Annotated in this window: 13 protein-coding genes; 5 read left to right on the forward strand and 8 right to left on the reverse strand. The window is 67.0% G+C overall.

What is annotated here, in order from left to right; translation table 11 throughout:
* Positions 1-63: 63 nt before the first annotated feature.
* The 6 genes from H512_RS0102735 to H512_RS0102760 all read right to left on the reverse strand — a co-directional run bounded on the left by H512_RS0102735 (position 64) and on the right by H512_RS0102760 (position 6,267).
* Entirely contained in the window at positions 64-882 is an 819-nt protein-coding gene (locus tag H512_RS0102735) for an ABC transporter permease (RefSeq protein ID WP_026782219.1), read from the reverse strand.
* On the reverse strand, positions 879-1,667 hold the full coding sequence (locus H512_RS0102740) for an ABC transporter ATP-binding protein (protein ID WP_026782220.1): 789 nt from the start codon (positions 1,665-1,667) through the stop codon (positions 879-881). The genes H512_RS0102735 and H512_RS0102740 overlap by 4 nt, the downstream gene beginning before the upstream one ends.
* A 71-nt stretch (positions 1,668-1,738) precedes the next feature.
* Complete coding sequence (locus H512_RS0102745; protein WP_026782221.1) at positions 1,739-2,782, reverse strand: ABC transporter substrate-binding protein; 1,044 nt, start codon at positions 2,780-2,782, stop codon at positions 1,739-1,741.
* A gap of 184 nt (positions 2,783-2,966) precedes the next feature.
* On the reverse strand, positions 2,967-4,088 hold the full coding sequence (locus tag H512_RS0102750; RefSeq protein ID WP_026782222.1) for a DmpA family aminopeptidase: 1,122 nt from the start codon (positions 4,086-4,088) through the stop codon (positions 2,967-2,969).
* A 411-nt stretch (positions 4,089-4,499) separates the two neighbouring features.
* On the reverse strand, positions 4,500-5,870 hold the full coding sequence (locus H512_RS0102755) for a PleD family two-component system response regulator (RefSeq protein ID WP_026782223.1): 1,371 nt from the start codon (positions 5,868-5,870) through the stop codon (positions 4,500-4,502).
* Positions 5,871-5,895: 25 nt separating this feature from the next.
* Positions 5,896-6,267 (reverse strand): response regulator, encoded by a 372-nt coding sequence (locus H512_RS0102760; RefSeq protein ID WP_026782224.1) that lies wholly within the window; start codon positions 6,265-6,267, stop codon positions 5,896-5,898.
* A gap of 176 nt (positions 6,268-6,443) precedes the next feature.
* Here H512_RS0102760 and H512_RS0102765 point away from each other — a divergent pair, with 176 nt between their 5' ends.
* The 3 genes from H512_RS0102765 to H512_RS0102775 all read left to right on the forward strand — a co-directional run bounded on the left by H512_RS0102765 (position 6,444) and on the right by H512_RS0102775 (position 8,677).
* Entirely contained in the window at positions 6,444-6,731 is a 288-nt protein-coding gene (locus H512_RS0102765) for a DUF3572 domain-containing protein (protein WP_026782225.1), read from the forward strand.
* Positions 6,732-6,753: 22 nt separating this feature from the next.
* Positions 6,754-8,043, forward strand: a complete 1,290-nt coding sequence (locus tag H512_RS22330) for a DNA polymerase IV (protein ID WP_036789737.1) — start codon at positions 6,754-6,756, stop codon at positions 8,041-8,043.
* A gap of 151 nt (positions 8,044-8,194) precedes the next feature.
* The gene (locus tag H512_RS0102775) at positions 8,195-8,677 is read left to right on the forward strand and encodes a PilZ domain-containing protein (RefSeq protein WP_084798271.1); all 483 of its coding nucleotides are present in this window, start codon (positions 8,195-8,197) and stop codon (positions 8,675-8,677) included.
* Here H512_RS0102775 and H512_RS0102780 read toward each other — a convergent pair.
* Complete coding sequence (locus H512_RS0102780; RefSeq protein ID WP_026782227.1) at positions 8,607-9,053, reverse strand: Lrp/AsnC family transcriptional regulator; 447 nt, start codon at positions 9,051-9,053, stop codon at positions 8,607-8,609. The two genes, H512_RS0102775 and H512_RS0102780, sit on opposite strands and share 71 nt — an antisense overlap.
* 144 nt (positions 9,054-9,197) lie before the next feature.
* On the opposite strand from H512_RS0102780, the gene rocF reads away from it, so the two are divergent.
* A complete protein-coding gene (gene rocF / locus H512_RS0102785; protein ID WP_026782228.1) occupies positions 9,198-10,124 on the forward strand; it encodes an arginase in 927 nt (308 codons plus the stop codon).
* On the forward strand, positions 10,121-11,176 hold the full coding sequence (locus tag H512_RS0102790) for an ornithine cyclodeaminase (protein ID WP_026782229.1): 1,056 nt from the start codon (positions 10,121-10,123) through the stop codon (positions 11,174-11,176). Before rocF ends, H512_RS0102790 begins: the two co-directional genes overlap by 4 nt.
* Here the strand turns inward: H512_RS0102790 and H512_RS0102795 are convergent.
* Positions 11,169-11,642 carry a hypothetical protein gene (locus H512_RS0102795; protein WP_026782230.1) on the reverse strand — a complete coding sequence of 158 codons (474 nt, stop codon included), beginning with the start codon at positions 11,640-11,642 and terminating at the stop codon, positions 11,169-11,171. The two genes, H512_RS0102790 and H512_RS0102795, sit on opposite strands and share 8 nt — an antisense overlap.
* Positions 11,643-12,050 lie beyond the last annotated feature (408 nt).

Raw genomic sequence — 12,050 nt, forward strand, 5'->3', positions numbered from 1 at the left:
CCGCGCGCAGCTAAAGCGCCAAGCCCTCGCCGCGCAAGGTCTTTTCCAGCAGGGTTCGTTCGCTCAGTGCGACATGGTGGAGCGGTGCGCCCAGCCGGTCATCCGCCGTTCGACCCAGGCCATGATCGAGTACATGACGATCCCCTCGACGGCCAGCGCCAGGAGGCCGGCGAACACCAGCGGCACGTTGAACTGGCTCTGGGCCGAACTCATCAGGTTGCCGAGGCCGTAGTTGGAGGCGACCGTTTCCGACACCACCGAGCCGACGAAGGCCAGGGTGATCGCCACCTTCAGCGAGCCGAAGAAATAGGGCATCGAGCGGGGGATGCCGACCTTCAGCATGATGTCCAGCTTTCTGGCGCCGAGCGCCCGCAGCACGTCCTCAGTCTCCGGCTCGATGGTGGCGAGGCCGGTGGCGACGTTGACGACGATCGGGAAGAACGAGATCAGGAAGGCGGTCAGCATGGCCGGTATCGCGCCGATGCCGAACCAGATCACCAGGATCGGCACCACCGCCACCTTGGGAACGGCGTTGAAGCCGATCATCAGCGGGTAGAGGCCGGCATAGATCACCTTCGACCAGCCGATGAACAGGCCGAGGGCGAGGCCGCCGACCACCGCCATCAGAAAGCCGAGCGTCGTCGTGTAGAGCGTCTGCAGCGAGTTCTTCCAGATCGGCGACCAATACTGGTAGAACGCCGCGAAGATGCGCGAGGGCGCCGGCAGCACGGTGTAGGGTAGATCGAAGAAGCGGACCGACGCCTCCCAGATCGCGAACAGGGCGATGGTATAGAGCCAGGGCGACGCCCTCACCCAGTCGATACGGGCGATCAGCGGCCGTGCCGGCTCGGACTTCTGGATATCCTCGATGACCGCGCTCATGCCGCCCTCCTGGCGCTGGCGATCTCGCCGTGCAGTTGGTGGACCACGTCGTTGAAGGCCTTGTCATAGGTGATCTCGAGGTCGCGCGGCCGGGCGAACGGCACGCGATGCTCGCGCAGCACCCGGCCGGGCCGGGCGCTCATCACCAGGACCTTGTCGGCGAGGAACACCGCCTCGCGCAAATCATGGGTGACCAGGACGATGGTGACGTCTTGCGCCGCGTGCAGGTCGCGGATGACGCACCACAGCTCCTCGCGGGTGAAGGCGTCGAGGGCGCCGAACGGTTCATCCAGCATCAGCAGCTGCGGCTCGTGGATCAGCGCCCGGCAGAGGTTGGCGCGCTGCTGCATGCCGCCGGACAGCTGCCAGGGGTATTTCGAGCCGAAGCCCTTGAGGCCGACCACATCGAGCAGATGCTCGGCCTTCTCCACGTATTCGGCCTTGTGGGCGCGCAGGCGCTTCCTGTGCCGCTCGACGATCTCCAGCGGCAGCAGGATGTTGTCGAGCGTGGTGCGCCAGGGCAGCATGCTGGGGTTCTGGAAGGCCATGCCGACGATGCTCACCGGCTCGGTGACGTGCTGGCCGGCGACGATGACGTGACCGGCCTGCGGAATATGCAAGCCGGTGACGAGGCGCATCAGCGTCGACTTGCCGCAGCCCGACGGGCCGACCACGGCGGCGAACTCGCCCTTGTCGACCTTGAAGGTGAGGCCGGCGACGGCCAGCGTGCCGCTCGCCCCGCCATAGCGCATGTCAACGTTCTCGATGGAGACGAGGTGGGTCATGTGTGGCGCGTTTCCGGGAAATGGCGGGACCGGCCGGCCGGATCGACCGTACCGACCGGTCCGAGGCTCGATCAGGGCAGCTGGCGTTCGGCTTGCGGCGGCAGGAAGCCCGGGTCGAACACCTTGTCGGCGGTCACCTGGCCCTTGAGGCCCATCGAGGTCTTCAGCGTCTCGATGGAGGCGGCGAGCCGCGCCGGATCGACGCCGCCCATGCCGTGCTCGGCGACATAGGGCGTCTTGATGTTCTGGGCGTTGGCCATGGTGAGGCGCTCAAGCTCGATGTCGGCATTCAGCGTCTCGTTGCGTTTCAGCACCGCCTCGACGCCCTCCCCCGGATTGGCGACGGCATCGGCGAAGCCCTTGGCCAGCGCCTTGAGCACGCCCTTCACGGCATCGGGGTTCCTGGCGGCGAAGTCGGTGTTGACGGTGACGGTGTTGCCGTAGAGGTTGAGGCCGTGCTCGGCCATCAGGATCGGCGCGATGTCGTCGGCCGGCACGCCCTGCGCCTTGAGGTTCAGGATCACCGAGAAGGAAAAGCCGAAGACGGCATCGACGTCGCCCTTGGCCAGCATCGGCTCGCGCACCGGGAAGCCAACCGATTCGAGCGTGATCTTGCTGTCGTCGATGCCGGCCACCGCCTTGAAGGCCTTCCACTGGGCGAAAGCGCCGTCCGGCGGCGGCGCGCCGAGCTTCTTGCCTTCCAGCGACTTGGGATCGTCGGTGATGCCGAGCGACTTGCGGCCGACCACGGCGAAGGTCGGACGGTCGTAGACCATGAAGACGCCGGTGATCTTCTGCGACGGGTCTTCGTCGAGGAGCTTGATTAGCGAGTTGATGTCGCCGAAGCCCATGTCGTAGGTGCCGGTGGCGACGCGGGAGATGGCTTCCACCGAGCCGTTGCCGCTGTCGATGGTGACGTCGAGCCCTTCCGCCTTGAAGTAGCCCTTGTCGAGCGCCAGCAGGAAGCCGGCGGCCGGCCCCTCGAACTTCCAGTCGAGGGTGAATTTGACCGGCGTGTCGGCCAAGGCGGCGGTGGCGCCGCCGGCGAGCGAGGCGATTCCGGCAAGACCGGCGAAAGCGACCCTCGCGGCGAGGCGGCGGGCGGATTTCAGCATGACGTTCCCCTTATTGGCTTGGAATGGCTCCATCTTGCCGGGGAAGCGGCGGCGATTGCAAGTCAAAATGCCTAATGTCTAAGCAATTTTCATTCTGCCTAATTTTTAGACTGTGACGTTGGGATATCTGCTTTCCGGGGCGGCAGCCGGTTGTGGATGGTCGCGGTTGCCGCCCATCAGACGATCACTCCTTCCGGCCGAAGGTGGCAGCCAGCCAGTCGTGCGGCAGCGCCGGCACGAAGTTGCCGTCGCGGCCGGTCATGTCGGCATTGGCGACGAGGGCGTTGAGGATGGCCTCCTCCACCGCCTGCACGGTGGCGTCGAAGAAGGGATCGATGTCGACGTCGGGGATGGCGGCCAGCGTGGCGAGTCGCCCTGAGGGACCGGCCGCCGCCGTGGCGTTGGCGGTCGAGAAGGCGAGGAAGATGTCGCCGGACGAGTTGTAGCCGAGGCCGCCGGTCCAGGCGATGCCGAGCGGCACGCGCCGGGCGAGGCGCTTCAACTGGTGCGGCATGAGCGGCGCGTCGGTGGCGACGATGGCGATGATCGAGCTTTTCTCGGCCCGCGGCGTCCTGTCGACAAGGCGCGGCTCGATAAGCTCGTCGCCGGCGCGGCGGCCGCGGATCATCAGGTTGCGCCGATCGCCGAAGTTGGCCTGCACGAAGACGCCGAGCGTGAAGGTGTCGCCGGCCCAGCCGACGCGGCGCGAGGCGGTGCCGGAGCCGGCCTTGAAGTCGAAGGTGCTCATGCCGGTGCCGCCGCCCACCGAACCCTCGTCGATCGGCCCGGCCACGGCGCCGTCCAGTGCGGCGAACACGTGGGCGTCGGCGAGGTGATGGCCGTTGATGTCGTTCAGGAAGCCGTCGTAGGTCTCGCCGACCACCGGCAGGCCCCAGGCGGAAGCAAGCGCCTCCGGCTTTCTTGCCGCCACCCATTTCAGCGTCGCGTCGCGGGCGACGCCCAGCGAATGGGTATTGGTGATGGTGATCGGCAGGCTGAAGGCGCCAACCTCCTCGATGAGGTGGATGCCGGTCAGCTCGCCGTTGCCGTTGCCGGAGAAGAAGCCGGCGTAGCAGGGGCCGTCGATTTCGGCGAGCGGTCGCGGCAGGATGGCGGTGACGCCCGTCCGCACCGGGCCTCGGCCGACCTTGAGCGGGCCATCGCCGGAGATCAGCGTCGTGTAGCCGACGCTGACGCCGGCAACGTCGGTGATGGCGTTAGAGGGGCCCGGCTCGCCGTCGAAGGGAATGGCGAAGGCACGGGCGCGCGGACGGCCCGACGGCGTCGCGTGATGGGGATCGGTCATGATTGGCGTCTCCGGGACGGGCGCCGGTCGGGCGACAGGCGGCGGAGACCAAGGATAGGCGCCGGCGGCACCGGAAACGCAAGAGTGGTCGATCGATGCCGGGTCAACGAGGAGGCCACTCTCGCCGGCATCGATCGACCGACCCGACAAGACCAGGAGATGCGGCGGACCTGGTTTCACCGGGTTGTAGTTTGGAAAGCAAGCGTCGTTGTTTCCAAAATCTCTAGACTATCAATATGGTTGTTTTACCGTTTTAACGAAGTGTTTACAACGTCAACCACACGAAAGCCGATGCCTCCGTGAGTTCATCATAAAAATTTAACCTTAACTTATAACTGGACAATCCGGCGAGACTGCCGGGCTGGACATGCGCAAGGGCTTGAATCGGGAGCCGTTCCGGCCGGAATGCGCTCAGGCGGCGGCGAGCACGACGCGGTTCCGGCCTTCCGCCTTGGCGCGGTAGAGGGCGTTGTCGGCGCGCTTCAGCAGCGCTTCCGGCGTGTCGCCGTCATGCAGGATATAGGCAGCGCCGACCGAGATGGTCACGTCGACGAACTCGGCGCCGCCGTGAATGGCGAAGGGATCGCGGGCGATCTTGGTGCGCAGCCGCTCGGCGACGATCGAGGCGATGCCGTAGTCGGTTTCCGGCATGACGATGACGAATTCCTCGCCGCCAAAGCGGCAAGGCAGATCGAGGGCACGCAGGTTGCGGCGGATGCGGATGGCGAATTCCCTCAGGATCTCGTCGCCGGCGTCGTGGCCGTGGGTGTCGTTGACGCGCTTGAAATAGTCGATGTCGACGATCAACAGCGACAGGTCGCCCTTCTTCTCGTTGGCCCGCTCGACGAGGGCGGCGAGATGGGAATCGAGATAGCGGCGATTGTAGAGGCCGGTCAGCGCGTCGGTGATGGCCAGCTCCATGGTCTGGAGCACGCTGGCGCGCAGGCGGTCGGTATAGCGCTTGCGGCGGATCTGGGTGCGGCAGCGGGCCATCAGTTCCTGGGCGTCGATGGGCCGGAGCAGATAGTCGTTGATGCCCAGCTCCAGGCCGCGGTCGAGGCGGCCGCCCTCTTCGGGCTCGGCGATCAGCAGGATCGGCAACAGGCGGGTGCGCTCCAGCGAACGGAGCTGCGAGCAGAGGCGCAGCGCGTCGTAGCCGTCGATGCCGAGGGAAACAAGCGCCAGGTCGTAGTCGCCCTCGGCGGCGCGGAACAGCGCTTCCTGCGGGTTGGTCTCGATGTCGACGACCATCTCGCCGGACAGCGCCTGGGCGACCCGCACATAGGAGGAGCGGCGGTCCTCGACCAGCAGCACGCGGCCGGGGGCGCGGGCGGTGAGGTCGGCATAGGTCATCGCCCGGTCGAAGGCGACCGAGCCCTGGTTGGCGCGCAGGTCCAGCTCGTCGGTGAGCTGCTTCAGGCGAACGAGGCTCTTGACGCGGGTGATCAGCTGGGTGTCGGACACCGGCTTGGTCAGGAAGTCGTCGGCGCCGGCCTCAAGCCCGTGGACGCGATCGGCCGGCTGGTCGAGCGCGGTGACCATGATCACCGGCAGCTGCGTCGTCTTGGGATTGGCGCGAATGCGGCGACAGACCTCGAAGCCGTCCATGCCGGGCATCATCACGTCGAGCAGCACGATGTCGTAGGTGGCATTGCCGAGCATGGCCAGCGCTTCGGCGCCGGAGGTGGCGGTGTGGACGTCGAAATACTCGGCAGTGAGGCGGGCCTCCATGAGGCGCACGTTGACCAGGATGTCGTCGACAACAAGAATACGCGCTGTCATCACACTCTTCCGTTCAGGACGACGCTCACTGGTCGCCGATATAGGTCCGCACCGTCTCGATGAACTTGGAAACCGAGATCGGCTTGGAGATATAGGCCTCGCAGCCGCCCTGACGGATCCGCTCCTCATCGCCCTTCATGGCAAAGGCGGTGACGGCCACCACCGGGATCGACCGGAGATCGTCGTCCTCCTTCAGCCACTTGGTGACCTCGAGCCCAGACACTTCCGGCAACTGGATGTCCATCAGGATCAGGTCCGGCCGGTGAGCGCGCACCAGTTCCAGGGCCTCGATGCCGTTGCGTGTCTGAATCGTGCGGTAACCATGCGCTTCCAGGAGATCGTGGAAGAGCTTCATGTTAAGCTCGTTGTCCTCGACGATGAGAACTGTCTTGGCCATTCGACTCTCTTTCCGCCTCGCGCGCCGGCGGCTTTCCGGGTGCTCGGCGGGTCTCGGTTGCCGCGCATTGGGTATATACGCAGAAACGCGTTCCGGTAGGGATCGGTTGCCGCACTGATTCCAGTATAACAAATATAGTACGGATTCCTTTAGCAATCCCAAACGGTGGTCCGATCATGGCAGTTGCAAAACGGCTCAGCGTCGAGGCGGCGGAACAGCTCGCCATCTCCGCCCTCTCCCACCTCGCCGGCAACCCGGACGCGCTCGGGCGCTTCCTGTCGCTCTCCGGCATCGGCCCGGCCGATCTCCGGGCGGCGGCGCGCGAGCCCGGCTTCCTCGCCGGCGTGCTGGAGTTCTTCCTCGCCGACGAATCGCTGCTGCTCGCCTTCGTCGAGGAGGCGCAATTCCGGCCGACCATGGTGGCGGCGGCCCATCACCTGCTGTCGGGCGGCGGCGAAGCATAGGCGGACGGAGGGCGGGGAAGCCATGTCCGACGACGCGGGAAGCGGCTTCTGCCGCGACTGCCTCTCCCCGGCGCCGCCGGCCGGCCGCCGCTGCCCGGCCTGCGGCGGCCCGCGCCTTGTCCGTCACCCGGACCTCCATGCCCTCGTCATCGCCCATGTCGACTGCGACGCCTTCTACGCCTCGATCGAGAAGCGCGACGACCCCTCGCTCGCCACGCGGCCGGTGATCGTCGGCGGCGGCAAGCGCGGCGTGGTGTCGACGGCCTGCTACATCGCCCGCATCAGCGGCGTGCGCTCGGCCATGCCGATGTTCAAGGCGCTGGAACTCTGTCCGGACGCGGTGGTGATCAAGCCGAACATGGAGAAATACGCCGCCGTCGGCCGCGAGATCCGCCGGAGGATGCTGGAGCTGACGCCGCTGGTCGAGCCTCTCTCCATCGACGAGGCGTTCCTCGACCTCTCCGGCACCGAGAAGCTCCACCGCGCCAGCCCGGCGCTGACGCTCGCCCGCTTCGCGCGGGCGGTGGAGCGCGAGGTGGGCATCACCGTCTCCGTCGGGCTTGCCGCCAACAAGTTCCTCGCCAAGATCGCCTCCGACCTCGACAAGCCCAGGGGCTTCTCGGTGATCGGCCGGTCGGAGGCGGCGGCCTTCCTGGCGCCGCGGCCGGTGACAACCATCTGGGGCGTCGGCCGCGCCTTTTCCGAACGCCTCGCCGCCGACGGCTACCGCACGGTCGGCGACCTGCAACAGGCCGACCCGGCCCGGCTGGCCGGCCGCTACGGGGCGCTCGGCTTCAGGATCGCCCGCCTCGCGCACGGCGAGGACGGCCGGTCGGTGGTGCCCAACTCCCGGCGCAAGAGCGTCGGCTCGGAGGTGACCTTCTTCACCGACCTCGCCGACCTCAAGGACCTCCGGCCGATCCTGCGCGAGCAGGCCGAGCGCGTCTCCTTCGGCCTCAAGCACGAGGACATCGCCGGCTCGACGGTGACGCTGAAGCTGAAGACCGCCGACTTCAAGCTCCGGACGCGGGCGCGGCGGCTCAATGACCCCACCCAGCTCGCCGACCGCATCTTCGCCGCCGCCGACGCCCTGCTGGCCGAGGAGGCGCACGGCCAGACATACCGGCTGATCGGCGTGTCCGTCGCCGATCTCTGCGACAGCCGCCTCGCCGATCCGGCCGACCTCGTCGACCCGCAGGCCACCCGCAAGGCGGCCGCCGAGCGGGCCATGGACAAGGTGCGCGAGAAGTTCGGCCGCCGCGCGCTGGAGACCGGCCTGGTGTTCGACGATCATCGCCGCCGCGGAAAATGAACGACCGACCCTGCCGGAAGCCCAGCGTTCACCAACGGTCATCTATCGCTTACCACCCCTTAAGGCCAATTTGAATCGACTTGTCATGACGGTTGAACACAACCGGAAAAGGTGAGACTGGTTGTCAAAAGCATCGAGAAGTCCTGCCGCCATGTTCAGGTTACCGCCTGTCGATCCGGTCTTCTACGAGTTCCTGCGCCGGATGCGCCAACCGAGAGTGCGTGCCTTGGAAGGCCGCCGCGAACCGCGCCACGCCTGCCATCATGTCGCCTCGCTGTCCGGCGCCACCCTGCCGACGCCGATCGGCTGCGTCATCGAGGACGTCAGCCGCACCGGTTGCCGGCTGCGCCTGACGGCGCGCACCGCTCTCGCGCCGGATGATGAGACCAGCCTGTTCGTCCCCTGCTGCCGGATGAAGCTGGCCGCCCGCGTCGTCTGGAGGAAAGGCGACGAAATGGGCGTCGCCGTCGCGGCGGTCCAGCCGTCCGGCGCCCGTCACGCCGATTGGATGCTGGACGACCTCGACGCCGCCGCGCCGGCCGGCCGGGCGGCCTGCCGCGGCGTCAGTCCGGGCTCAGGCGGGCGCGCGTCGTGCGCGGCGTCGTCAAGAGCAGGCTGGTATCGGAACCGGTGATGCCGGGCAGCAGGCGGATGCGGCGCAGCACCGTGTCGAAGTCGGTCAGCGTCGCCGCGCCCAGTTCGACGACGAGATCCCAGCGGCCGTTGGTGGTGTGGATGGCCGCCACCTCGGGAAAGCCGCCGAGCTGCCGGATCACCTTGTCGAGCACGTGCCCCTCGATCTCGATCATCATCACCGCCCGGACCGGCACCTCGATGGCGTCGTTGCGCAGGATCACCGTGTAGCCGAGGATGTCGCCGGAGCGCTCCAGCCGCTCCATGCGGGCGCGCACGGTGGCGCGCGACACGCCGAGTTCAACCGCGAGATCGGACACCGAGCGGCGGCCGTCGTGGCGGAGCAGCGTCACCAGCCGCTGGTCGAGGTGATCCATGATGCCACCGTTCTGGACAATGAAACCGCCATTTTGATAAGCCGATCCGCTTCAATTGCCAATCCCGCCTGTTCACTTCGCCGGCCGGCGATGGCTTGATGCCGAGCGTGGACGATAAACTTGAGCGGCAGGGGACGGATAGGCATGAAGGTGAGGCTTCTCGGAATTCCGGTCGAGGACGGTGCCGGCCGCATGGGCTGCGAGATGGGACCGAGCGCCTATCGCACGGCCGGCATCATCGAGGCGATCGCCGAACTCGACCACCAGGTGGAAGACCTCGGCAACGTCGCCCGCGGCCCGCTGCCGGCGGTGACGCCGCCCTTCCCCCACCTCCGGCGCCTGCCGGAGATCGCCGCCTGGATCGCCACGGTGACCGAGGCCGCCTACCGGGCCGGCGACGGCGCCCTGCCGGTGTTCCTCGGCGGCGACCATTCGCTGTCGGCCGGCACGGTGCCGGGCATCGCCCGCCGCGCCGCCGAGGAGGGCCGCCCGCTGTTCGTGCTGTGGCTGGACGCCCACACCGACTTCCACACGCTCGACAGCACGAGAAGCGGCAATCTCCACGGCACGCCGGTCGCCTATTTCACCGGCCGGACCGGTTTCCACGGCTGCTATCCGCCGCTCGCCCATCCGGTGCCGCCGGGCAACGTCGCCATGGTCGGCATCCGCTCGGTCGATCCCGACGAGCGGCGGGCGCTTTCCGGCTCCGGCGTCACCGTTCACGACATGCGCGCCCTCGACGAGTACGGCGTCGGCACGCTGGTCGGCCGCTTCGTCGAGCGTGTGGCCTCAGTGAACGGCCTCTTGCACGTCAGTCTCGATGTCGATTTCCTCGAACCGGCGATCGCCCCCGGCGTCGGCACCACGGTGCCGGGCGGCGCCACCTTCCGCGAGGCGCACCTGATCATGGAGATGCTGCACGACAGCGGCCTCGTCTCGTCGATCGACCTCGTGGAGCTGAACCCCTTCCTCGACGAGCGCGGCCGCACCGCCACGCTGATGGTCGACCTTCTCGCCAGCCTGATGGGCCGCACCGTCATGGACCGGCCGACCCGGAGCTTTGCAGCATGACCACCCTTTCCCCGCTCGCCATCGTCCCCTTCGTCTCGGTCGACAACATGATGCGGCTGGTGCTGTCGATCGGCGTCGAAACCTTCCTCACCGAGCTTGCCGGCTACATCGAGGAGGATTTCCGCCGCTGGCCGGACTTCGACAAGACGCCGCGCGTCGCGTCGCATTCGGTGGACGGCGTCATCGAGCTGATGCCGACCTCCGACGGCACGCTCTACGGCTTCAAGTATGTCAACGGCCACCCCAAGAACATGCGCGAGGGCAAGCAGACGGTGACCGCCTTCGGCGTGCTGGCCGACGTCGGCTCCGGCTATCCGATGCTGCTTTCCGAGATGACGCTGCTCACCGCGCTCCGCACCGGCGCCACCTCGGCCATGGCGGCGCGGCGCCTGGCGCCGAAGGGCGCCTCGACCATGGCGATCATCGGCAACGGCGCCCAGTCGGAGTTTCAGGCGCTGGCCTTCCGGGCGCTTCTCGGCATCCGCCACCTCCGCCTCTACGACATCGACCCGGCGGCGACCGAGAAGTGCCGCCGCAACCTCTCCGGCCTCGGCTTCTCGATCACCGCCTGCCGATCCGGTCAGGAAGCGGTCGAGGGCGCCGACGTCATCACCACGGTGACCGCCGACAAGCAGTATGCCACCATCCTCAGCGACAACATGGTCGGCGCCGGCGTGCACATCAACGCCGTCGGCGGCGACTGCCCCGGCAAGACCGAGCTGCACCGCGACATCCTGAAACGCTCGTCGATCTTCGTGGAATATGCGCCGCAGACGCGCATCGAGGGCGAGATCCAGCAACTGGCGGCCGATTATCCGGTCACCGAATTCTGGCAAGTACTGTCGGGTGAGGCACCGGGCCGCCGATCGGCGTCGGAGGTGACGCTGTTCGATTCGGTCGGCTTCGCCATCGAGGACTTTTCCGCCCTGCGCTACGTCCGCGACCGGCTCGCCGGCACGTCCTTCTACGAGGAACTTGATCTCCTGGCCGATCCGGACGAGCCGCGCGACCTCTACGGCATGCTGCTGCGGGCCGGGGCGGCCGTCATTTGAGGTGATCCTGGAGCGCCCGGAAGCGGATGGCCAGCTCGTCGCTGCCGGTCACGCCGCCCTTGGCGGGCAGCGAATAGCCCGGCACCTCGATGCCCTGGTCGAGCATCTCCCTCACCGTCATGGTGCCGGCATCGACGATCTCGCCGGTGCTGGCGTTGGTGATGTAGTGCCGATAGGTGTTGCTGCCGACCTTCCAGTAGGAATGGGTCTTCTTGGCTTCGAGGTCGGCGGCACTCGGCGGCGGCCGCGGGCCGGTCGCCGCGGCGATCGGGAACGGCCGGGTGTTGAACCAGATCGCCGCCACCACGACGGCGACCACCAGCACCAGGAAGCCGGCAATCAGGAAGGAGCGGGCGTCCTGATGGCCGCCGCCACGACGCCGACGTCGCGCCGCCGAAGCGGCCCCCTTCTTCCGGGTGACGCTGCCGATCGACGTCTGATGCGAGGCGACTCCGCGTGACTGCATGACCCGTCCTCCGAAATGCGCGGCGCTCCCTTTCTCCGCCAGGCCACCCGACGCAACGGGTGGAAATCCGGCCTCTTTCCGGCACTCCTTTCAAATATGCGCTCACAAGTGTGCATTTCCCTTGCCTGACTGATTTTTCCGGCCGGAAAACGATTCCATCCTGAACGTCCGGTTAACTTTATCGCTCGATGTGTCGCCATGCCCGACGGCAATCCATGGGCGAGAGCTTCCGGGAGACACTCGCCTCAGGAGTATATTCCTGCAAGATCTTCATTTTTCGGGACAATAGTCATCCATGAAAGGTAGCGATGGCCATCGCCTTAAGATCGCGTTCACCACTTCCCCGTATTTCTGGAAACAAGTTTGGCCTCTACCGCAAGAAGAAGCGAAATGCTCCTTAACAGAATT

The sequence above is a fragment of the Pleomorphomonas koreensis DSM 23070 genome (genome assembly GCF_000425185.1).
In the GTDB taxonomy this organism is placed as follows: Bacteria; Pseudomonadota; Alphaproteobacteria; order Rhizobiales; family Pleomorphomonadaceae; genus Pleomorphomonas; species Pleomorphomonas koreensis.

Coding starts and splice junctions, on each gene's coding strand:
- H512_RS0102760 (WP_026782224.1), bottom strand. CDS start 6,267: ATGGCCAAGACAGTTCTCATCGTCGAGGACAACGAGCTTAACATGAAG.
- H512_RS0102790 (WP_026782229.1), top strand. CDS start 10,121: ATGACCACCCTTTCCCCGCTCGCCATCGTCCCCTTCGTCTCGGTCGAC.
- H512_RS0102745 (WP_026782221.1), bottom strand. CDS start 2,782: ATGCTGAAATCCGCCCGCCGCCTCGCCGCGAGGGTCGCTTTCGCCGGT.
- rocF (WP_026782228.1), top strand. CDS start 9,198: ATGAAGGTGAGGCTTCTCGGAATTCCGGTCGAGGACGGTGCCGGCCGC.
- H512_RS0102765 (WP_026782225.1), top strand. CDS start 6,444: ATGGCAGTTGCAAAACGGCTCAGCGTCGAGGCGGCGGAACAGCTCGCC.
- H512_RS0102780 (WP_026782227.1), bottom strand. CDS start 9,053: ATGGATCACCTCGACCAGCGGCTGGTGACGCTGCTCCGCCACGACGGC.
- H512_RS0102775 (WP_084798271.1), top strand. CDS start 8,195: ATGTTCAGGTTACCGCCTGTCGATCCGGTCTTCTACGAGTTCCTGCGC.
- H512_RS0102795 (WP_026782230.1), bottom strand. CDS start 11,642: ATGCAGTCACGCGGAGTCGCCTCGCATCAGACGTCGATCGGCAGCGTC.
- H512_RS0102740 (WP_026782220.1), bottom strand. CDS start 1,667: ATGACCCACCTCGTCTCCATCGAGAACGTTGACATGCGCTATGGCGGG.
- H512_RS0102755 (WP_026782223.1), bottom strand. CDS start 5,870: ATGACAGCGCGTATTCTTGTTGTCGACGACATCCTGGTCAACGTGCGC.
- H512_RS0102735 (WP_026782219.1), bottom strand. CDS start 882: ATGAGCGCGGTCATCGAGGATATCCAGAAGTCCGAGCCGGCACGGCCG.
- H512_RS22330 (WP_036789737.1), top strand. CDS start 6,754: ATGTCCGACGACGCGGGAAGCGGCTTCTGCCGCGACTGCCTCTCCCCG.
- H512_RS0102750 (WP_026782222.1), bottom strand. CDS start 4,088: ATGACCGATCCCCATCACGCGACGCCGTCGGGCCGTCCGCGCGCCCGT.